The organism is Brevundimonas sp. AVps7 (assembly GCF_058681545.1).
The window spans coordinates 868,110-886,863 of record NZ_CM178742.1 but is presented as its reverse complement, the minus strand read 5'-3'; the positions used below and the strand labels follow the sequence as shown (position 1 = coordinate 886,863).

Annotated in this window: 22 protein-coding genes; 10 read left to right on the top strand and 12 right to left on the bottom strand. The window is 67.8% G+C overall.

Annotated elements, in window-relative coordinates; all coding sequences use genetic code 11:
* Positions 1–43: 43 nt before the first annotated feature.
* Positions 44–694 (top strand): DUF2306 domain-containing protein, encoded by a 651-nt coding sequence (locus tag ACW17Y_RS04450; RefSeq protein WP_492037572.1) that lies wholly within the window; start codon positions 44–46, stop codon positions 692–694.
* A gap of 96 nt (positions 695–790) precedes the next feature.
* Complete coding sequence (locus ACW17Y_RS04445) at positions 791–2,359, top strand: AbgT family transporter (RefSeq protein WP_492037571.1); 1,569 nt, start codon at positions 791–793, stop codon at positions 2,357–2,359.
* Here the strand turns inward: ACW17Y_RS04445 and ACW17Y_RS04440 are convergent.
* Positions 2,305–3,345 (bottom strand): ligase-associated DNA damage response exonuclease, encoded by a 1,041-nt coding sequence (locus ACW17Y_RS04440; protein ID WP_492037570.1) that lies wholly within the window; start codon positions 3,343–3,345, stop codon positions 2,305–2,307. The genes ACW17Y_RS04445 and ACW17Y_RS04440 overlap by 55 nt on opposite strands.
* 75 nt (positions 3,346–3,420) lie before the next feature.
* On the opposite strand from ACW17Y_RS04440, the gene ACW17Y_RS04435 reads away from it, so the two are divergent.
* The 5 genes from ACW17Y_RS04435 (at position 3,421) to ACW17Y_RS04415 (ending at position 6,074) form a co-directional block, all read left to right on the top strand.
* Entirely contained in the window at positions 3,421–3,894 is a 474-nt protein-coding gene (locus tag ACW17Y_RS04435) for a PaaI family thioesterase (RefSeq protein ID WP_492037569.1), read from the top strand.
* The gene (locus ACW17Y_RS04430) at positions 3,891–4,289 is read left to right on the top strand and encodes a PaaI family thioesterase (protein ID WP_492037568.1); all 399 of its coding nucleotides are present in this window, start codon (positions 3,891–3,893) and stop codon (positions 4,287–4,289) included. The genes ACW17Y_RS04435 and ACW17Y_RS04430 overlap by 4 nt, the downstream gene beginning before the upstream one ends.
* A 192-nt stretch (positions 4,290–4,481) precedes the next feature.
* Positions 4,482–4,871 (top strand): hypothetical protein, encoded by a 390-nt coding sequence (locus ACW17Y_RS04425; protein WP_492037567.1) that lies wholly within the window; start codon positions 4,482–4,484, stop codon positions 4,869–4,871.
* 88 nt (positions 4,872–4,959) lie between these two features.
* Positions 4,960–5,391, top strand: a complete 432-nt coding sequence (locus ACW17Y_RS04420; protein WP_492037566.1) for a hypothetical protein — start codon at positions 4,960–4,962, stop codon at positions 5,389–5,391.
* A 47-nt stretch (positions 5,392–5,438) separates the two neighbouring features.
* Positions 5,439–6,074 (top strand): S24 family peptidase, encoded by a 636-nt coding sequence (locus tag ACW17Y_RS04415; RefSeq protein WP_492037565.1) that lies wholly within the window; start codon positions 5,439–5,441, stop codon positions 6,072–6,074.
* A gap of 65 nt (positions 6,075–6,139) precedes the next feature.
* On the opposite strand, the gene ACW17Y_RS04410 is transcribed toward ACW17Y_RS04415, so the two are convergent.
* From ACW17Y_RS04410 to ACW17Y_RS04380, 7 genes are all read right to left on the bottom strand, one after another.
* Complete coding sequence (locus tag ACW17Y_RS04410; RefSeq protein WP_492037564.1) at positions 6,140–6,619, bottom strand: SH3 domain-containing protein; 480 nt, start codon at positions 6,617–6,619, stop codon at positions 6,140–6,142.
* Positions 6,620–6,783: 164 nt separating this feature from the next.
* Positions 6,784–8,454: a lysine--tRNA ligase gene (locus ACW17Y_RS04405; protein ID WP_492037563.1), complete on the bottom strand. Its 1,671-nt coding sequence runs from the start codon at positions 8,452–8,454 to the stop codon at positions 6,784–6,786.
* Between the two features lie 47 nt (positions 8,455–8,501).
* Positions 8,502–9,005: an SRPBCC domain-containing protein gene (locus tag ACW17Y_RS04400; protein ID WP_492037562.1), complete on the bottom strand. Its 504-nt coding sequence runs from the start codon at positions 9,003–9,005 to the stop codon at positions 8,502–8,504.
* On the bottom strand, positions 9,002–9,334 hold the full coding sequence (locus ACW17Y_RS04395; RefSeq protein ID WP_492037561.1) for an ArsR/SmtB family transcription factor: 333 nt from the start codon (positions 9,332–9,334) through the stop codon (positions 9,002–9,004). The genes ACW17Y_RS04400 and ACW17Y_RS04395 overlap by 4 nt, the downstream gene beginning before the upstream one ends.
* A gap of 103 nt (positions 9,335–9,437) precedes the next feature.
* Positions 9,438–9,878 (bottom strand): hypothetical protein, encoded by a 441-nt coding sequence (locus ACW17Y_RS04390; protein ID WP_492037560.1) that lies wholly within the window; start codon positions 9,876–9,878, stop codon positions 9,438–9,440.
* Positions 9,879–9,941: 63 nt separating this feature from the next.
* Positions 9,942–11,048 (bottom strand): amidoligase family protein, encoded by a 1,107-nt coding sequence (locus ACW17Y_RS04385; protein WP_492037559.1) that lies wholly within the window; start codon positions 11,046–11,048, stop codon positions 9,942–9,944.
* Between the two features lie 31 nt (positions 11,049–11,079).
* Complete coding sequence (locus ACW17Y_RS04380; protein ID WP_492037558.1) at positions 11,080–11,493, bottom strand: hypothetical protein; 414 nt, start codon at positions 11,491–11,493, stop codon at positions 11,080–11,082.
* 103 nt (positions 11,494–11,596) lie between these two features.
* Here ACW17Y_RS04380 and queA point away from each other — a divergent pair, with 103 nt between their 5' ends.
* The 3 genes from queA to ACW17Y_RS04365 all read left to right on the top strand — a co-directional run bounded on the left by queA (position 11,597) and on the right by ACW17Y_RS04365 (position 16,402).
* Positions 11,597–12,727 carry a tRNA preQ1(34) S-adenosylmethionine ribosyltransferase-isomerase QueA gene (gene queA, locus ACW17Y_RS04375; RefSeq protein ID WP_492037557.1) on the top strand — a complete coding sequence of 377 codons (1,131 nt, stop codon included), beginning with the start codon at positions 11,597–11,599 and terminating at the stop codon, positions 12,725–12,727.
* A 52-nt stretch (positions 12,728–12,779) separates the two neighbouring features.
* Positions 12,780–14,747: a M61 family metallopeptidase gene (locus ACW17Y_RS04370; protein WP_492037556.1), complete on the top strand. Its 1,968-nt coding sequence runs from the start codon at positions 12,780–12,782 to the stop codon at positions 14,745–14,747.
* 77 nt (positions 14,748–14,824) lie between these two features.
* Entirely contained in the window at positions 14,825–16,402 is a 1,578-nt protein-coding gene (locus ACW17Y_RS04365; RefSeq protein ID WP_492037555.1) for a calcium-binding protein, read from the top strand.
* 15 nt (positions 16,403–16,417) lie between these two features.
* Here the strand turns inward: ACW17Y_RS04365 and ACW17Y_RS04360 are convergent, their stop codons facing one another.
* The 4 genes from ACW17Y_RS04360 to ACW17Y_RS04345 all read right to left on the bottom strand — a co-directional run bounded on the left by ACW17Y_RS04360 (position 16,418) and on the right by ACW17Y_RS04345 (position 18,620).
* Complete coding sequence (locus ACW17Y_RS04360) at positions 16,418–17,098, bottom strand: type 1 glutamine amidotransferase domain-containing protein (protein ID WP_492037554.1); 681 nt, start codon at positions 17,096–17,098, stop codon at positions 16,418–16,420.
* Positions 17,099–17,231: 133 nt separating this feature from the next.
* Positions 17,232–17,618: a 50S ribosomal protein L7/L12 gene (gene rplL, locus ACW17Y_RS04355; protein WP_428152218.1), complete on the bottom strand. Its 387-nt coding sequence runs from the start codon at positions 17,616–17,618 to the stop codon at positions 17,232–17,234.
* Positions 17,619–17,696: 78 nt separating this feature from the next.
* Positions 17,697–18,212 carry a 50S ribosomal protein L10 gene (gene rplJ, locus ACW17Y_RS04350; RefSeq protein WP_492037553.1) on the bottom strand — a complete coding sequence of 172 codons (516 nt, stop codon included), beginning with the start codon at positions 18,210–18,212 and terminating at the stop codon, positions 17,697–17,699.
* Between the two features lie 309 nt (positions 18,213–18,521).
* Positions 18,522–18,620, bottom strand: coding sequence for a hypothetical protein (locus ACW17Y_RS04345; RefSeq protein ID WP_492037552.1), 99 nt, complete (start codon positions 18,618–18,620; stop codon positions 18,522–18,524).
* Positions 18,621–18,754 lie beyond the last annotated feature (134 nt).

Below are 18,754 nucleotides of genomic sequence, written 5' to 3'. Positions count from 1 at the left end.
AGCCGCAATGGCGTTCAGCGAAACCGTGATCGAGGACCTCCGCATGACCACCGACGACGCCCCGCCCCCCGGCCGAACCATGACCTGGCCAGCCCGCATCGGCTGGGTCCTCATCGCAATCTTGTGCATCGGGATCGCCGCCTGGTCGGCCCGTTACGTTCTGAACCCGCCCACGACGCCGGCCGAGGCGTTGGGCAATCCCGTCGGCGTGCCGTGGCTTTTCGTTCATGTCGCCGGCGCGATCACGGCATTGCTGGTGGGCTCGGTGCAGTTCCTGCCCGCCCTGCGAAAAGGTTCGAAGCCGCCGCATCGCTGGACCGGGCGGGTCTATGTCGCGGGATGTCTGGTCGGCGGCGTGGCGGGTTTGATCCTGTCGTTCGGCTCCTCGGCGGGACCGATCGCCACCGCCGGCTTCAGCAGCCTGGCGGTCCTCTGGCTCGCCTTCACGGCCCTTGGCTGGCGTGCGGCCATGCAGGGCCGGTTCGCCGAGCACCGTCGCTGGATGATCCGCTCCTGGGCGCTGACGCTGGCCGCCGTCACCCTGCGGATCTACCTGCCACTGGTGGCGATCTTCGGGCTGGAGTTCCTGCCCTGGTATCGCGCCATCTCCTTCCTGGCCTGGGTCCCCAACCTGATCGTCGCGGAGCTGTGGCTGCGGCCTGGACCGAGACCGACGCGAAGCATTCGCTCATAGGTTGGGCGCTCGCCCGCGATTTTGTCGCAGACCCCCAGGATTGCCTCGCCCCCCTCCCTGCCGGCTATTCCACGGTGAACACTGGGAGCAAGACCGATGAGCACAAGCTCTGGATTTCTGGGCGTGGTCGAGCGCATCGGCAATCGGCTGCCCGATCCGGTGTTCCTGTTCCTGTGGCTGATCGGCGCACTGGTGGTGCTCAGCCTGGTCGGCTCGGGTCTGGGGTGGTCCGCCGTCAACCCGGTCACCGGTGAGACGCTGCAGGCCCAGAGCCTGCTTTCGCGCGAGAACCTCGAGAAGCTCATCATCGGCATGCCGCGCACCCTGGCGGACTTTCCGCCGCTCGCGATCGTCGTGACCATCATCTACGGCGCGGCCGTCGCCGAGCGGACCGGCCTGTTCGATTCCGCCATTCGAGGCGCCCTGCTCAACGCCCCCAAGGCCGTGCTCACGCCCGTCGTTGTCGTGGTCGGCATGATGTCCCACCACGCGTCGGACGCCGCCTATGTGGTCGTCATACCCCTGGCCGCCGTCATCTTCGCCGCAGCCGGCCGTCACCCCCTGGCCGGCCTTGCCGCCGGCTTCGCCGCGGTGTCGGGAGGCTATGCCGGCAACCTGTTCCCGGGATCCCAGGATGCCCTGATCCTCGGCATAACCGAGCCGGCGGCCCGGCTCATAGACCCGACCTATTCCGTGAATATCGCGGGCAACTGGTTCTTCATCGTCGGCGTCGTTCTGGTCTTCACGCCGATCGTCTGGTTCCTGACCGACCGGGTGATCGAGCCGCGTCTGGGTCGCTGGACGCCGTCCGACGGCGCCCGCCCGCCTTCCACCCCCGAAGAACAGGCCCTGACGCCCGCGCAGAAGAAGGGGCTGGTGTGGGCCGGGCTGGCGATCCTCGCCATGCTGGCGCTCTGGACCGCCCTGACCCTGATGCCGGGGTCTCCCTTCATCGATCCAGAGGCCGAGCCGGGGCAGGAGTACAATCCTCTTTATCGCTCTCTGATCGCCTTCTTCGCCGTGACCTTCTTCGTGGCCGGCGGGGCCTATGGCGCAGGCGCGGGCACAGTCAAATCCCACCGGGACATGGTTCGGATGATGGGCGAAGGCATCGCCCAGTTGGCCCCGTATATCGTGCTCGCCTTCTTCGCAGCCCACTTCGTGGCCATGATCAACTGGTCGGGTCTCGGACCGATCCTGGCCGTCAACGCAGCGGCGGAACTTCAGAAGATCGCCCTGCCGGCGCCGGTGCTGCTGATCGCCGTCGTCCTGGTCTCGTGCGTGTTCGACCTGTTCATCGGCTCGGCCTCGGCCAAGTGGTCCGCCCTCGCCCCCATCGTGGTGCCGATGTTCATGCTCCTGGGCATCAGTCCGGAGATGACGACCGCCGCCTATCGCATGGGGGACTCGGTCACCAACATCGCCACGCCCCTGATGAGCTACTTCCCGCTGATCCTGACCTTTGCCCAGCGGTGGGACCCGCGCTTCGGCCTGGGATCGCTGATGGCGACCATGCTGCCTTATGCCGGGTCTTTCCTGGTTGCGGGCCTGCTGATGGTGGCCGCATGGGTCGCGCTGGATCTGCCGCTAGGGCCGGGGGTCGGCGTCCACTACGAGCCTCCTTCCGCGGTCGGGCCGGTCGTCTCGTCGTCCTCCTCGTCATAGCCGACCAGCCGGAGCGCCCGCGCCTTCATGCCGTTGAGTTCGGCCCAGCGCAGCAGCCCTTCTTCCCGCCCGTGCGTGATCCAGACCTCCTCGGGCCGGATCTCCTCGAAGGTCGCGATCAGTTCAGGCCAGTCAGCGTGGTCGGAGATGACCAGCGGCAGTTCCACGCCCCGCTGGCGCGCCCGCGCCTTGATCAGCATCCAGCCGCTGGCGAAGGCCGTGACCGGATCGGCGAACCGGCGCGACCAGCGATCCTGGATCGCCGACGGCGGCGCGATCGCCACCTCTCCGCCCAATGCTCCAGCTTTGAGTCCCGTCGCCGGCAGAATCGGCCCGAGATCGACGCCCTCGCGTTCGTACAGTCGGTTCAGCCGCTCCAGCGCCCCGTGGACATAGATGGGCCGCTCCCAGCCCGCCGCGCGCAGCAATTTGATGACCCGTTGCGCCTTTCCAAGCGCATAGGCCCCGACCAGATGCGCTCGCTCCGGGAACTGGCCCAGCGACTGGACCAGCCGGGCGATCTCCTCGGCGTCCGGCGGATGGGTGAAGACCGGCAGGCCGAACGTCGCCTCCGAGATGAAGACATGGCAGGGCACGGGCTCGAACGGGACACAGGTCGGATCGCGCCGGCGCTTGTAATCGCCCGACACCACCATGGTCAGGCCCTGCCAGGTCACCACCGCCTGGGCCGAACCCAGTACATGCCCCGCCGGGACCAGCTTCACCTCAACGCCGCTGTGCGAAGCCGTCTCGCCATAGGCCACGGCCTGACGCCGCCCCGTGAAATCCTCGCCATAGCGTTCCGCCATGATCGCGAGAGTCTGCCCCGTCGCCAGTACGGCGCCGTGTCCCGCTCGCGCGTGGTCGGAGTGACCATGGGTCACCACCGCGCGGTCCACCGGACGCACCGGGTCGATGTAGAAGTCTCCCGGCGGGCAATAGAGGCCGGCCGGCGTGGGTCTCAACAGGTCTTCGGGACGGATCATGGATCGGGGCATTTCGTGATGGGGAGGCCAGCGTCGGGACTTGCGCGCGGGTGCGTGCCCGATAAGGACGGTCTCATGAGCGATACGTTCCTGACCACCCTGATGCCGCAGCTGGCGTCCGGCGCCGCCCACACCCACGCCCTGGGCTTTGTCTATGAAGGCGTGAACGGGGACCGGGTGAGGCTGCGCACGCCGTGGCGGCCTGATCTGGTCGGCGATCCGGAGACCGACGTGTTCGCCGGCGGCCTGGTCACGGCCATGCTCGACCATGTCGGAGGCCTCGCCGTCTGGACCAAGCTGGGGCGTTACGAGCCCATCGCGACCCTGGACCTGCGCATCGACTACATGCGGCCGGCCAGGCCTCGCGTGGACCTGTTGTCCGAGGCGCGCTGCTATCGCGCCACCCGGACCATCGGCTTCGTCCGCGCCTGGGCGTTCGAGGACGATCCCGCCGATCCGGTGGCGGCGGCCCAGGCCACCTATGTCATCTCATCCGACGGGGGCCGAAGGCCCGGCGCGAATCTCAAGCCGCGCGGAGAAGGCGCATGACCGCCCTCCTGGACTCGATTCCCTACGCACGCTTCCTCGGCCTGCGCACGGAGATGGACGGCGACATTCTGACCGTCGTCATGCCCTTCGCCGATCACCTGGTCGGCAACCCGATGCTGCCCGCACTGCATGGAGGCTCGACGGCGGCGATGCTGGAGCTGACAGCCGTCGCCCAGGTCGCCCACACCTGGCCCCGACTGCGCCTGCCCCGACCGATAACGGTGACCACGGCCTACCTCCGGTCTGGAAAGCCGATGGACGTCTACGCCCGCGCCCGAATCTCCCGCGCCGGCCGCCGCGTGGCTCATGTGCTGGCCGAGGCCTGGCAGGAAGACCCCGCACAGCCGATCGCCAGCCTGACCGCGCATTTCTCGATGGACGAGCACAACTCCTGACCACCTCCCGCAGGGCGCCGGACTGCCGATGACCACAGGCCGTCCTGCCCGTCGGACACTGACGAGCGCCGCCTCTGCACGACGGCGACACAAACCAGGCTGTTCCCGCGAATGGTTAAAGAATCCCTACCGGTCTCGCTTCAAACGTGTTAACCATCCCTTTACCACTGTAACTTTTTGGAAGGGGCTAACATGGATCGGACTGAAGTCGTCGCCAGCGTTGCTGGAGATCTCTACGCTACCGAGCTCGCGGTTGACGCCGCGATCACCTCGGCGACTACGCTGGTGCAATCCATGATTGGCGCCCGGACCCTGCTCAAGGCGTCCCCGGTCGCCGGCGCCGTGTCGCAAGCCAAGGCCATCGAGGCGATCGCCGCCCTGTCGGCCGCTCGCGACGCCGTCGTGGCCTGCCACGCGGAACTGGCCAAGGATCACCGCCGGATGGGCTATGGTGTCTACAACGTCGGTCCGCTCGACAAGCCCGACAACGGCGACTGGGGTGACGGAGTGCCGCCGCCGCCGCCGCAGGTCGAACAGCAACTTCGCACCGTCCAGCCTGCTCGGCCCATCCGCGTCGCGTGAATTCGGGTTAATATCGAGGACTTCGGTTTTCGATTGACCAGACTCGAAGCATTATCGCCCCCGCGTCCTTCGACGCGGGGGCGATTTCATGTTGGACACCCTGTATTCGCAGATCGGCCTCCTGCCGATGGTGCTGGTCGGGATCTTCGCCTTCACGAAGGGTGATGAGCCGGAGCGCCTCGCGATGGGCGCCTATCTGGTGGGCTGGATGGCCGGGATGCTCCTCCAGTCGGACGGCGATGTCCTCACGCACTGGCAGCCTGGCCTGTTCGCCCTGGATGTCGTCATGCTGCTTGTTCTGGGCGGGCTTGCATGGAAGTTCCATCGCAACTGGCCGATCTGGGCGGCATCCTTGCAGCTCATCATCGTGATGAGCCATCTGGTGATCCTGTTCGACATGCGCCCCGGTATCATGTCCTTCTACACGATCCTGAATCTCGCCGGTTACGGCATTCTGTTGGCAATCGGCCTCGGCACCTTCTGGGCCTGGCAGGAGCGACGTGCGGCGGGACTGGAATAGGCCATTATTCCTAGCTAAGGTCGCGGCGAATCATTTCGGCGGATCCCATGTCCCTTTCCCATGCCAAAGTCTGGGCCGCGCTCGACGCCATTGCGGGACGAGAGGGACTTTCCGTTTCGGGCCTGGCCCGGCGTGCCGGCCTCGACGCCACATCCTTCAACGTCTCCAAACGGTTCGGCCCCGGACAGGCCCGTCGTCCCCGCTGGCCCTCGACAGAGAGCCTGACCCGGGTGCTGGAGATCGCCGGACTGTCGCTGGCGGATTTCGCGGCCCTGGCAGAGGACGGCGACCGTCGCGCCCCGACCATTCCTCTCATCGGCCTGGTCCAGGCTGGGGCCGACGGCTTCTTCGATGACGCCGGCCTGCCAACGGGCGAAGGCTGGGACCAGACGGACCTGCCTCTGCCTCGCCCAAGCCTGTTCAGCCTCGAGATCTCCGGCGACTCGATGGCGCCCCTGTACCGTCAGGGCGACCGCGTCATCGTCGATCGGGATCGCACCGACGTACGCAAGGGCGACCGCGTCGTGGTGCGCACCACGACTGGCGAGACCACCGCCAAGGAGATCGCCTCCCTGACCGCCAAATCGGTCACCCTGAACTCGATCAACCCGGCCTACGAACCCCGCACCATCCCGCGCAAGGACGTCGAATGGATCGCCCGCATCCTCTGGGTCAGCCAGTAGGCACGCAAACGAAAGGGCCGCCCCTTCCGGAACGGCCCTGACTTCATTCAAGCAGATCGCTCAGCCTAGTAGGGCTGCACGTAGTTCGCATTGACCCAGCCGCCGCCGGCGATCTGGACCCATTCGCCCTGCGAGCCGACGGCCGTGAAGGGCTGGCCCGCAGACAGGCTGCCGGCCTGGCGATAGCTGGTGCCCGGACCCGAGCGGATGCGCAGGTTGGACGAGGCGCGATACTGGGCGCCCGACGAGCTGGCCTGCGAGTTGGCGCGGGCGCGTTGCTGGTTGCAGCCGATATAGGAACCGGCCGCAGCGCCGGCGGCGCCGCCCGCGACCGCGCCGAGGGCGCGTTCGTTGCTGGAAATCCGGCTGCCGGCCAGAGCCCCGAGCACGCCGCCGATCACGGCGCCCGTGGTCTGACGGCCGCCGGGAGCGTCGCAGCTGGTGACGCCGTTGGACTGCTGGGCCTGGGCGGCCATGGGGGCCGCGGTGATCAGGGCCGCCAGGGCGGCTGCCGTGGCCAGGGTGGTGTTCAATGTCTTCGACATGGCTCTCTCCGTTTCATCGAGGTTGGTCGATGGCGTGAGAATGCCTGAGCCCACATGAAGGCTCCCGGAGCTTCACCGTTATTTTCGGTTCATCTTTTTCGGGCGCTACCGCTAGGCTCGCGAAGCCTCGCTGCTTGAGCGCAATCCTCCCCCATCGGGCGAGGCTATCCCGCCAGCTCCCCGTTCGCCCCGGCCTCGATCAGCTGGATCGTCTGCGCCAGGCCGTAGATCGCCGCGAACGAGCCGAAGCGCGGACCTTGCGACGCGCCCAGAAGCACCTCGTACAGGGCCCCGAACCAGCCGCGCAGCGGCTCGAACGCGTGTTCCTTGCCCACGGCGTAGACCTCGCCCTGGATCAGCTCGCCGTCGGTCGTGTCGGCCGGCAGGGCCTTCAGACGCCCCGCCAGGTCCAGCAGGGCCGCCTTTTCCTTGTCGTCGGGCAGCCGGTAGGACTTCGTCGGCTTCACGAAGTCCTCGTAGTAGTTCAGCGCCCGGTCCATCAGACCGTCCAGCACAGGCTCGTTCTCAGGCGTTGCGTCCGGCAGGTATTTGGCGAAATAGGCCCACAGCTGCGCCTTGGACGAGGCATTGGCCACGCCGACCAGGTTCAGCAACAGGGCGAACGAAACGGGCGAGGCGACCTTCGGCGGCGCGCCCGCATGGATCGACCAGACGGCGTTGTCGATCTGCTTGGCCGGTTCCTGCGAACCATAGGCGTCGATCGCCCCCAGATAGTCGTCGATCGCCCGGGGGATGACGTTGAAGTGCAGGCTCTTGGCCGACTTCGGCGACTGGAACATGTACCAGCTCAGGCTCTCCGGCGTGCCGTAGCGCAGCCACTGCTCCATCGTCAGGCCGTTGCCCTTGGACTTGGAGATCTTCTTTCCTTCGACGTCGAGGAAGAGCTCGTAGTTGAACCCCTCCGGCGGAACGCCGCCCAGAGCCCGACAGACCTTCGACGACTCGCGCACGCTCTCGATCAGGTCCTTGCCCGACATCTCGTAGTCGACGTCGAGCGCGGTCCAGCGCATGGCCCAGTCCGGCTTCCACTGCAGCTTTACATGGCCGCCCGTGACCGGGAGTTCGGTTCGTCCGCCGGCCGGATCGTCAAAGACGATGGTCCCCTTCTCGACGTTCCGCTCCAGCGTCGGGACCTGCAGCACATGGCCCGTGATCGGGCTCACCGGCAGGAACGGCGAATAGGTCTCACGCCGCTCAGGGCCAAGCGTCGGCAGCATGATCGCCTGCACGGCGTCGAACCGCTCCAGCAGGCGCAGCAGCGTCTCGTCGAACCGGCCAGACCTGTAGGTCTCGGTCGAGGACATGAACTCGTAGTCGAAGCCGAAGCCGTCGAGGAAGGCCCGCAGACGCGCGTTGTTGTGCGCGCCGAAACTGTCGTGCGTCCCGAACGGATCGCGCACCCGCGTCAGCGACAGGTGCAGGTCCTCGCGCAGCATCTCCGGATTGGGCACGCCCTCGGGCACCTTGCGCAGCCCGTCCATGTCGTCGGAGAAGGCGATCAGCCGCGTCTGCCAGTGGTCGCCGGTCAGGGCGCGAAAGGCGTTGCGCACCATGGTCGTGCGCGCGACCTCGCCGAACGTCCCCATGTGCGGCAGGCCGGACGGACCATAGCCGGTCTCTAGCACCACAGGCCGTTGCAGCGCCTCGAACGTCGCCACGGCCTCGTCCGCCTTGCCTGCGTCGATCAGAAGTTTCGCCGCATCCCGCTCCGCGTCCGAAAGACGCTTCTTCAGGACGTGGTCCAGGAGGGCGCGGGCCTGTTCGAACGGCCAGGACCTGGCGTCGCGAGCGAGAGTTTCGAGGTTCTGCAGCATGGGCCGGGGTTTGCAGCCTGAACGCCGCGCGGTCAACGCACGCTTGGTCAGCGCTCCAGATCGCGTCCCAGAAACTCCAGCATGTCCGCGCAACCCCGCTCCCGCATCGGAATGTGCGCGGCCCCGTCCTCTCCGAAGAAGGCGCCCTGTTCTGTATAGACCAGCCGCGTCCCCTCCCCGTCCGCGAACAGGTCGATCGTGGCCAGGCAGGCAGAGAACCGCTCGCGTCCCTCGGCGCGGTCAAAGCCCATGACATAGGAGGTGATGATCCGGCGATCCGGGACGAGATCGAGGTACCGGGTGTCATTGAAAACCACTGGATTGCTCTCGTCGCCGAAGCGGAACCTGCCTCCAGCGGAACCGCCGACACGGAAGTCGTGGCTCCATTCGAGGACGTGCGCTTTGACCCCGTCGTCGCGGGCGTCCCCATCGACATACCAGCGGCGGAAGGCGACGGGGTCGGCCCAGGCGTTGAAGACCCGGGCGGGCGAGGCGTCGTAGCGGCGCTCGACCACGAAGGTCCCGTGGGCCGTGGGGTAACAGGCGGTCATTTCGGCGTCTCCTTCGTTTCTTCGAGATAGTCGCCGAGCCGGTCGAGACTGCGTTCGACCGACCGGCGGCGTTCGTTGATCCAGCGTTCGGCCGCGCTCAGAGCGGCGGGCTCGACGCGACAGGTCCGCACCCGCCCCACCTTCTCCGACGCCACCAGGCCAGCTCCCTCCAGCACTTTCAGATGCTGGACCACGGCGGTCAGGCTCATCGGCAGGGGCGCGGCCAGGTCGCTGACCGTCGCCGGCCCGCGCGACAGCCGCTCGATCATCGCCCGGCGGGTCGGGTCGGCCAGGGCCTGAAAGGCGAGATCGAGGGCGGGCTGGGTCATGGGCGATCCAATACTGAAGTAATTACTTCAGTGTCAAGCCGCACGCAAAACGGCCCGCGAGACCGCAGGCCGTTTTCTCAGTCTCTGGGGCTCGTGGCTGGGCTCAGTAGCCCAGGCCGTTCCGGACCTGTTGCTCGCGGCCGTTGGTGAACAGGTCGGCGGCCTTCAGCTTGGCGTCGTAGGGGTCCGAAAAGCCCCAGGTCTCGGCCAGCACCTGGGCATCGGAATAGGACAGGCCCGTGTCTTCCCATTCGCAGGCGTTGCCGTAACCCCGGCTCTCGCGCAGCACGACCGGCACGTTCGTGCCGATGCCGTTGAGGATCTTCTGGCCAATGATGACCTTGCCGCCGTCGGCGTCCTGGCCATAGAGGGCGCCCACCAGTTTGGCGTCGCAGTAGTTGTAGCGCGACGAGAAGAAGGCGTCGTACTCGCGCTGTTGCGGCATGGCCTGGGCCGGTTGGCCGAACAGGACGAGAGCGACGGCGCTGGACATCAAGAGCCCTGCCGACAGACGACGCACGCGCGCCTTGAGAGTGCTGGTCATCGTCATGGCTCCACGAAGGATCACGGCCGCCCCGGGCCGACGCCGACTATACGACCTTCCTGCCTATGCGATAGCTGCGTTCTGTCGCCGCACGACGTTCAGCCAGTTGCCCCGCGCCGTCTCGTCCATCGGCAACCGGATCATCAGATCGACGAGACTGCGCGGCGCCGACTCCCCCGGCTCCCGATCCCGGCACCAGCCGAGCACGCCTTCGAACAGGGCGGCGGCCTCCATCAGCGGGGCGACCTCCAGAAAGGCGGGCAGCACGCGCACCTCGACAGTGTGCTTCTCCGCCCGTCCGATAAGCAGGTTGGCCAGGTTGAGATCGCAGTATTTAGTCAGCCCGACCCCGCCCAGCGCCGCCTTTGCCTTGGCCCAGTCCATCGCCTCGAACGCCTCGCTCCCCGTCAGCCCGGCCAACCCTGCCGGCCAGTCGCCCAGCCGCACACAGCGAGGATTGACCCCGACCAGCCGCTTCAGCGCCTCGCCGTGCCGCGCCCACACCTCGACCAGCCCCGCGATCGCCCGCGCCGAACACAGGGCCTCGCCGTCGAAATGCACATGGGTCGCGCCCTCCGCCGGGACGGTGAAGCCGAGCCTTCGCGCGTCGCTCAGCAGGCCTTCCAGCACCACCGCATGATCCGCTTCGATCGGCGCCGTCACGATCTCGCACGGCCGTTCCCGCTCTCCGGGCAGGGGCGCATCGATGGCCACCGACCGGCCGCTCGCATCGACCACCCGCACCATTCCGGCCTCATGCCGCTGCGCCGCCGTGCCGAACAGCGTCGCCAGAGACTCCAGCGTCCGGTCGCCTCCCGCATCCGGATCGCAGTGCCGCTCCACCAGCCGCAGCAATCGCCCGTCGTCCGCCACGATCCGTCGCCAGCCCGCCAGCGGCGCCCGCTCGCGATCCAGATCGCGCTGCAGGGTCAGGTCGTCGACGAAGGAGGCGACCCACGCGCCCTGCCCGTCGCGCACCCGAAACCCCGGCGTCAGGTTCTCGAACACCGGCCGTCCCTCGACGGCGCTGGGCTCGGACTGCGGATGGAAGAAGCGCTGGACCGTCCCGCCGACCCGTGTGGCCAAGGCCTCCGCCAGATCGCGCCGCGACAGGCCGGGCGGCGCCATCAGCTCGATCTCGAAGCCGGTCTTCCAGTCCAGAGTCGTCATGGACGCCAGCCTAGCAGCCGACGTCCGCGTGTCAGCCCTCGGCTTCGGCGTCCGCCTCGGCAGCGCGCCCGACGCCCGGGATTGCGACGCAGCGCTGCTGCGTCCCGCCGCCGGGCGCCGCCTCGACGCGCGGGGCTATGGACGTCACGGTCGTCCCGTCCGGCCCATAGGTGCCCAGGAACTGGCAGCCCGTCTGCAGGTCGGTCAGGACATAGACCCCCGGCTGGTCCGTCGCCGTCTTAGAAAAGGTCGCCCCGACCGCGGCCAGCAGGGCGCCGCCCGGATTGTCGATCGCCTGCTGCACCTGGGCGGTGCGGGTGTTGACGGTTTCAAGCGTCGCCTCGGCTTTCGCGGCCGTGTCCTGGATGTCCTGCAGGGCGGACGCGCCGTCCTCGCAGGCGGCGACGGACAGGGCGAAAGCGGAAGCGGCGATCAGGGTCAGCATTTTCATAGCATCAGTATGGCGTGGCCGACGCCCCGGGTCCCCCTGACACAAGGTCGCCCCTGCTCTTGACCCCGTCCCGCCCCCGTGGCCATTCGCGCCGACCATGAAGACCGCCGACTTCGACTTCGACCTGCCCGAGGACCGCATCGCCCTGCGGCCCGCCGAACCGCGCGATTCCGCCCGGCTGCTGGTGGTGAAGGACGGCGGCCTCGCCGACCACATCATCTCCGACCTGCCCGACTTCCTGCACCCCGGCGACGCCCTGGTCTTCAATGACACCCGCGTCATCCCCGCCCGCCTGTCCGGCGTCCGCAATCGCATCGGCCCCGAGGGCGAGACCCTGACCGTCGAGGTCGAGGCCACCCTGCACCACCGCGACGCGCCCGACGCCTGGTCCGCCTTCATGAAGCCGGGCAAGCGCATCAAGCCGGGGGACCGCATACATTTTCGCGCCCTATCGCATTCGCTACCTGAGGGCGGGTTCGGCGCCCACGGAGACGCCGCCTGCGACCTCGGCCGCCTCGACGCCACGGTCACCGGCAAGCACGACGACGGCCTCGTCGCCCTCAAGTTCGACCTCTCCGGCCCCGCGCTGGACGACGCCATCCGCGACGTCGGCGTCATGCCCCTGCCGCCCTATATCGCCGCCAAGCGCCCCGAGGACGACCGTGACCGGTCGGACTACCAGACCGTCTTCGCCGAGCACGATGGCTCCGTCGCCGCTCCTACGGCGGGCCTCCACTTCACCCCCGCCCTGCTTGACGCCATCCGGGCGAAGGGCGTCGCCACCCACGCCGTGACGCTTCACGTCGGCGCCGGCACCTTCCTGCCGGTCAAGGCCGACGACACCGCCGACCACAGGATGCACTCCGAGTGGGGCGAGGTCTCCGCCGCTGCCGCCGCCGCGCTCAACGCCGTCCATGCGAACGGCGGCCGCATCGTCTGCGTCGGCACCACCTCGCTGCGCCTGCTCGAATCCGCCACGTCGCCCGAGGGCGAGATCCGGCCCTTCCACGGCGACACGGCCATCTTCATCACCCCCGGCTACCGCTTCCGCGCGGCCGACGTGCTGATGACCAACTTCCACCTGCCGAAGTCCACCCTGTTCATGCTGGTCTCGGCCTTCGCGGGTCTGGAGACGATGAAGGCCGCCTACGCCCATGCCGTGGCCGACGGCTACCGGTTCTATTCCTACGGCGACGGCTCATTGCTGCACCGGGCGCCCTTGACCTGAGTTCGCCCCCGGCGTCCTCTGCGGCCCCTCGCCGTCAGTCCCGGATTAGCCCATGTCGCGTCTCGCCGCCTCCGCCTGCCTCGCCGCCCTTCTGATCGCGAGCGCCTCGCCCGGAGCGGCCCAGACGACGCCGCGCGGCCCGACCACCCCCGATATCGGCGGCTTCCCCGACAGCCCCCTGATCCCGGCCCCGACGCAGGAGACCTATCCCGGCGTCATCAAGTACGAGGTCGACGCCACCGACCTCGATCACCGCGTCATCTCGGTGCGCCAGACCATCCCGGTCGTCAGCCGCAGCCTGACCCTGCTCTATCCGAAATACCTGCCCGGCAACCACGCCGACTCCGGCCCGATCCAGCTGTTCGCCGGCCTGACCATCACCTCGGGCGGCCAGCGCGTCGAATGGCGCCGCGACGCGGTCGACCCCTACGCCTTCCACATTGACGTGCCCGAGGGCGCCACCGAGATCGAGGCCTCGTTCCAGTGGCTCACCCAGCCCGACAACGCCGTCTGGCGCGTGGTCATGACGCCGTCGATCATCAACATGGAGTGGGAGAAGGCGCTGCTCTACCCGGCCGGCTATCGCTCGACCGGCATCACCTTCGCCCCCAGCATCAAACTGCCCGAGGGCTGGCAGTACGGCGTGGCGCTGGAAACCACCTCGTTCGAGAACGGGGTCGCGACCTTCGCGCCCGTGGATCTCTACACCCTGGTCGACAGCCCGATGTTCGCCGGCGCCCACTACCGCCGCATCGACATCGACGCCGACGGCGAGGACGTCCACCTGAACATCGTCGCAGACACGGCCGCGAACCTGGCCCCCACCGACGAACAGATTGGCTTCTACACCAACATGGTCACCCAGGCCGATCGCCTGTTCGGCTCGCGCCATTTCGACAAGTACGAGTTCCTGTTCGCCCTGACCGACCAGCTGGGCGGCATCGGCCTCGAGCATCACCGCAGCTCCGAGAACACCGCCGGCCCGAACTTCTTCACCAGCTGGAACGCCTCGGCGGGCAACCGCGCCCTGCTGCCTCACGAATACACCCACTCTTGGAACGGCAAGTTCATGCGGCCGGCCGACGAGCTGACCGCCAACTACAACGTCCCGACCGAGAACAGCCTGCTGTGGGTCTATGAGGGCCAGACCGAATATTGGGGCGACGTCCTGTCGGCCCGCTCCGGCCTGCATACCAAGGCCCAGGCCCTGATCGGCCTGGCCGATCGCGCCGCCTTCTACGAGAACCAGCCGGGCCGCGAATGGCGGAACCTGCAGGACACCAACAACCACAATCTGCTGGGCTATCGCGTTCCCGGCCAGTGGGCCTCGTGGATGCGCGGCACCGGCGACTACTATGACGAGGCCGCCCTGATCTGGCTCGACGCCGACACATTGATCCGCGAGCTGAGCCGCGACCGGAAGTCGCTCGATGACTTCGCCCGCACCTTCTTCTCGCCGGAAGACACAGACGGATCGTGGACGCCGCAGGGCTATACGTTCGCCGACGTCGTCGCGGCGCTCAACGCGGTCCAGCCCCATGACTGGGCCGCCTTCCTGCGCACCCGCCTCGACGCCGCGGGCCCCGACGCCGCCGCGCCTCTGGATGGTCTGGAGCGGGGCGGCTACCGCCTGATCTATGTCGAGGAGCCGAACGCCGACGAAAAGGCGATGAACGGCAGCTGGGGCTCGGACTTCCGCTATTCCCTGGGCTTCAGCCTGACCGGCCCGACCCAGCGCATCAGCGCCATCCAGTGGGGCGGCCCGGCGTTCGAGGCCGGCATCGGCGTCGGCTGGGACCTGATCGCCGTCGGCGACCGCGTCGCCACCCCCGAGGTCCTGCGCGAGGCTGTCACCGCCGCCAAGTCCGGCGAGGCCCCCATCCGCCTGATCCTGAAGAACGGCCAGCGCATCCGCACCATCGACCTCAGCTACACCGGCGGCCTGCGCTACCCGCGTCTGGAACGGATCGAGGGCACGCGCGACCGGATCGGCGAGATCATGACGGCGCGGGGGCGGTAGCCGCGGCGTTTAACGCTCAGGTTGTCACCCCTCGACCGGGCCTGTATTCGTGTCGCGCAGCCGCTGGATGAGTACCCATGCCCTATGCGCTTACGCCTGAAACCCGCGTCCACACCTACGCCAACAGCCGCCAGTCCGCGCCGCAGTCCATCGGCCTTCGCGACGGGGGCTACATCACGGTCTGGTCGGGGGCCGGCGAGCCGGATCAGGGCTACGGCGTCTATCTCCAGCGTTTCGACGCGGCCGGCGCCCGGACAGGCGGGGCCACTCTGGTCAATACGACCACGGCCAACTCCCAGCGCAACCCCGGGATCACCCTGCTGGCGAACGGAGGCTATGCCGTGGTCTGGGACAACACCGTCCCGGGGCAGGCCGGAACCCTGGGCGTCTTCGGCCAGGTCTTCGACGCCTCGGGCCTACCCGTAGGCGGCGAGATCCAGATCAACACGGACGGCTACTCGCAACAGGTCACGGCCCTGGCCGCCGGCGGCTTCGTCGTGACCTGGACCCACGCGGTCGGGTCTCCCTTGTCGGGCGTCTCCGCCCGTCTCTATGACGCCTCCGGACAGGCGCGTGGCCCGGCTTTCGTTCTGGACGACGACCAGATCGCCAGCCTGTCCGACGTGACGGCGACCGACACCGGCTTCATCGCCGTCTGGCGCGCCAACAATCCCGGCGAGGCGGTGATCGCGGTCCAGGCCTATGACGTCACCGGAGTCCGGATCGGCGCCCCCCTCCGGATCGCGCGCGACGGCGCCCAGACCACGCCCGAGATCGTCCGCCTCGCCGACGGAGGCTTCGCCCTCGTCTGGGCCCAGACCGACGGACTCTATGGCCAGATGCTCACCAGCGACGGCCGCGCCGTCGGCGACCGTTTCCTCGTCCAGTCCGCCCCCGCCGGCGCCCAGCTCCTGCACACCCTCGTCGCCACCCCCGACGGCGGCTTCACCGTGGCCTGGGAGCAGTTCGCCGGCCCCGGTTCGAGCTCCATCGCAGTCGGCGCCTTCTTCGCGGACGGCACCCGCAGCGGCCAGATCCTGGTCATCGCCACCGGCCTCGGCACGCCCGGCGAGCCGCCCGGCCTGGCCGTCCTGCCCAACGGCGACGTCATGGTCAGCTACGCCCGCTACGTCGGCGACGTGACCAACTTCTACGACGTCTTCCAGGTGCGTCTGCAGAACGGCCCCAATGCGATCACCGGCTCGACGGGCGCTGACACCCTGACCGGCGCGCAAGGAGCAGACCGCCTTACGGGGGACGATGGAGACGATCTGCTCACGGCGATGAACGGAAACGACATCCTGATCGGCGGTGCCGGCGACGACCGTCTCGACGGCGGCGCCGGCTGGGACGAGGCGGTCTTCTCGGGCCTGTCGTCCCGTTACAAGATCTTCGAGACGCCGGACGGCTCCTTCGAGGTCCGGGGTCTGGATGGCGACGACATTCTCACCGGGATCGAGATGCTTCGCTTGGACGACCGGACGATCGACCTGACCCGGATCGTCTGCAATCCCGTCCCTGAGCTTACCCGGGGCGGCGAAAAGTCAAGCGTGATCCCGGGCGGGCTTCAGGGCGCCGTCGACCTGCCGGCGCCCTTCGAACCTGAACCCGCGTTCCGGCCGGAAACCGCGCACCACCCCGACTGGGGCTGGTAGGCGGATCCCGCGACATCAGGCCTTGAGCAATCCGAGCAGCGCCTTCGCGGCGTCCTCGGACGATGCCGGATTCTGGCCGGTGATCAGTTTTCCGTCCGTCAGCACGAAGGGCTGGAAGTCGGGCCCCTTCTCGTAACGCCCCCCGTTGGCCTTCAGCATGTCCTCCACGAGGAAGGGCACGACGTCGGTCAGGCCGACCGCGTCCTCCTCTCCATTGGTGAAGCCCGAGACCTTGCGGCCCTTGACGAGAGACTCGCCGTCCGGCCCCTTCACATGACGGAGTACGCCGGGGGCGTGGCAGACGGCGGCGACCGGCTTGTCGGCCTTGGCGAAGGCCTCGATCAGGCTGATGGAGCTCGCGTCCTCCGCCAGATCCCAGAGCGGTCCGTGTCCGCCCGGATAGAAGACCGCGTCGAAGTCCTCGGCCTTGACCTCCGCCAGCCGGTGCGTGCTGGCCAGTTCCGCCTTGGCCTCTTCGTCGGCCTTGAACCGCTTCGTGGCGTCGGTCTGGGCGTCGGGTTCGTCGCTCTTGGGATCCAGCGGCGGCTGCCCGCCCATCGGCGAAGCCAGGGTGATCTCGGCGCCGGCGTCCTTCAGCACATAGTAGGGCGCGGCGAACTCTTCGAGCCAGAAGCCGGTCTTCTTGCCGGTCTCGCCCAGTTGGTCGTGCGAGGTCAGGACGATCAGGATTTTCATGGCGTTGGGCTCGGTTCAGGAAAGGGTGACGCCAGGCAATGGCGTGGCGGAGACTGAACGCGAAAAGGCCCGGCGGTTTCCCGCCGGGCCCTCGAAAGATTGTCGCGGCCTGAACGGCCGCAAACACTTTCGCTTACTTGATCTGCACCTTGGCGCCGGCTTCCGTCAGCTTCTTGGCGACTTCGTCGGCGTTCTGCTTGGAGACGTTCTCGACGACGTTCTGCGGAGCGCCTTCGACCAGGTCCTTGGCTTCCTTCAGACCCAGGTCCGAACGCACGCCACGGACTTCCTTGATGACGTTGATCTTCTTGTCGCCACCGTCCAGCAGGACGACGGTGAACTCGGTTTGCTCTTCAGCGGCTTCAGCCGGAGCGGCGGCGCCGCCACCGGCAGCGGCGGCCATGGCGACCGGAGCAGCGGCGCTGACGCCCCACTTTTCTTCCAGCAGCTTGGACAGTTCGGCGGCTTCGAGGACGGTCAGCGAGGACAGGTCTTCGACGATCTTGGACAGGTCGGCCATATCAGTAGTTCCTTCGGAGGATGGGGTTGGTTTGGATTTATGCAGAGATGGAAGCGGCTTGCCTCGTAAACGCGGGGCTTACGCGGCGTCCTTCGTGGCATACGCGTTGAACACGCGGGCCAGTTGGGCGGCCGGGGCTTGCGTGATGCCGGCGATACGGGTCGCAGGCGTATTGAGCAGGCCCAGGAACGAAGCGCGGATCTGATCCAGCGACGGCAGCTTGGAGAGAATCTCCACGCCCTTCGCGTCCAGAACCTTGTCACCCATGAAGCCGCCCAGAACGACGAACTTGTCGTTGCCCTTGGCGTATTCGGCGGTGACCTTGGCGGCGGTCACGGCGTCGGGTGCGAAGGCGATGCCCACCGGGCCCTTGAACAGGGCGTGGTGCTCAGAACCTTCAGCGGCGTCGAGAGCCTTCAGCGCCAGGCGGTTCTTGACCACCTTGAACGCTCCGCCGGCGGTGCGCAGACGGCCCCGCAGGTCTTCCATTTCCGCAACGGTCAGACCCAGGTTGTGGGTCACGACCACGGCGCCGGCGTCGGTGAAAACGCCCTTCAGCGTTTCGATCGACTCGGCCTTTTGTGCGCGGTCCATTGCGGTCTCCAGTCTTGAGGTTCGACGCCGGGCTTATTCCCGACGGCGAGAGGCCAAAGCCCAATGCGTCGCCGCATTGCGTTCTGGCCGGTAGCGATGTCCGAAAGGATGCTCTGACGGGGTTCCGTCCCGGAGACCGGGCCGACCGTTCGTCGTCTGCGTCGCTATCTCCCCACGGCGTCAGAGGGCTCTCTGACATTTATGGCCCGGGTGACCCCCAGACCCCGAAGTTCTCGGACAGGACCGTCAGGGCCGAAGCTCTGACGGGAAGGCGCGCTCTATACAGGAAGACGGGCGGAAAGCAACCGGTCAGGCGACGAACCGACGACGACGCTCGACCATCGTCAGACCGCACAGCGCCAGCAGCCCCGTGAACCCGATCATCGCCCATTCGGTCAGCGTCGGCACCGGGGCCGGCGGCGCACGCGCTGCTCCCGCTCGTGCAGGACGAGCAGAGCGAAATTGCAGCGTGTCTTCAGCCCCGCTTTCGACCCTGCGTCTCAAAGTGATGGCGCATCGTCGTTTTACCTGGACGCCTCCCC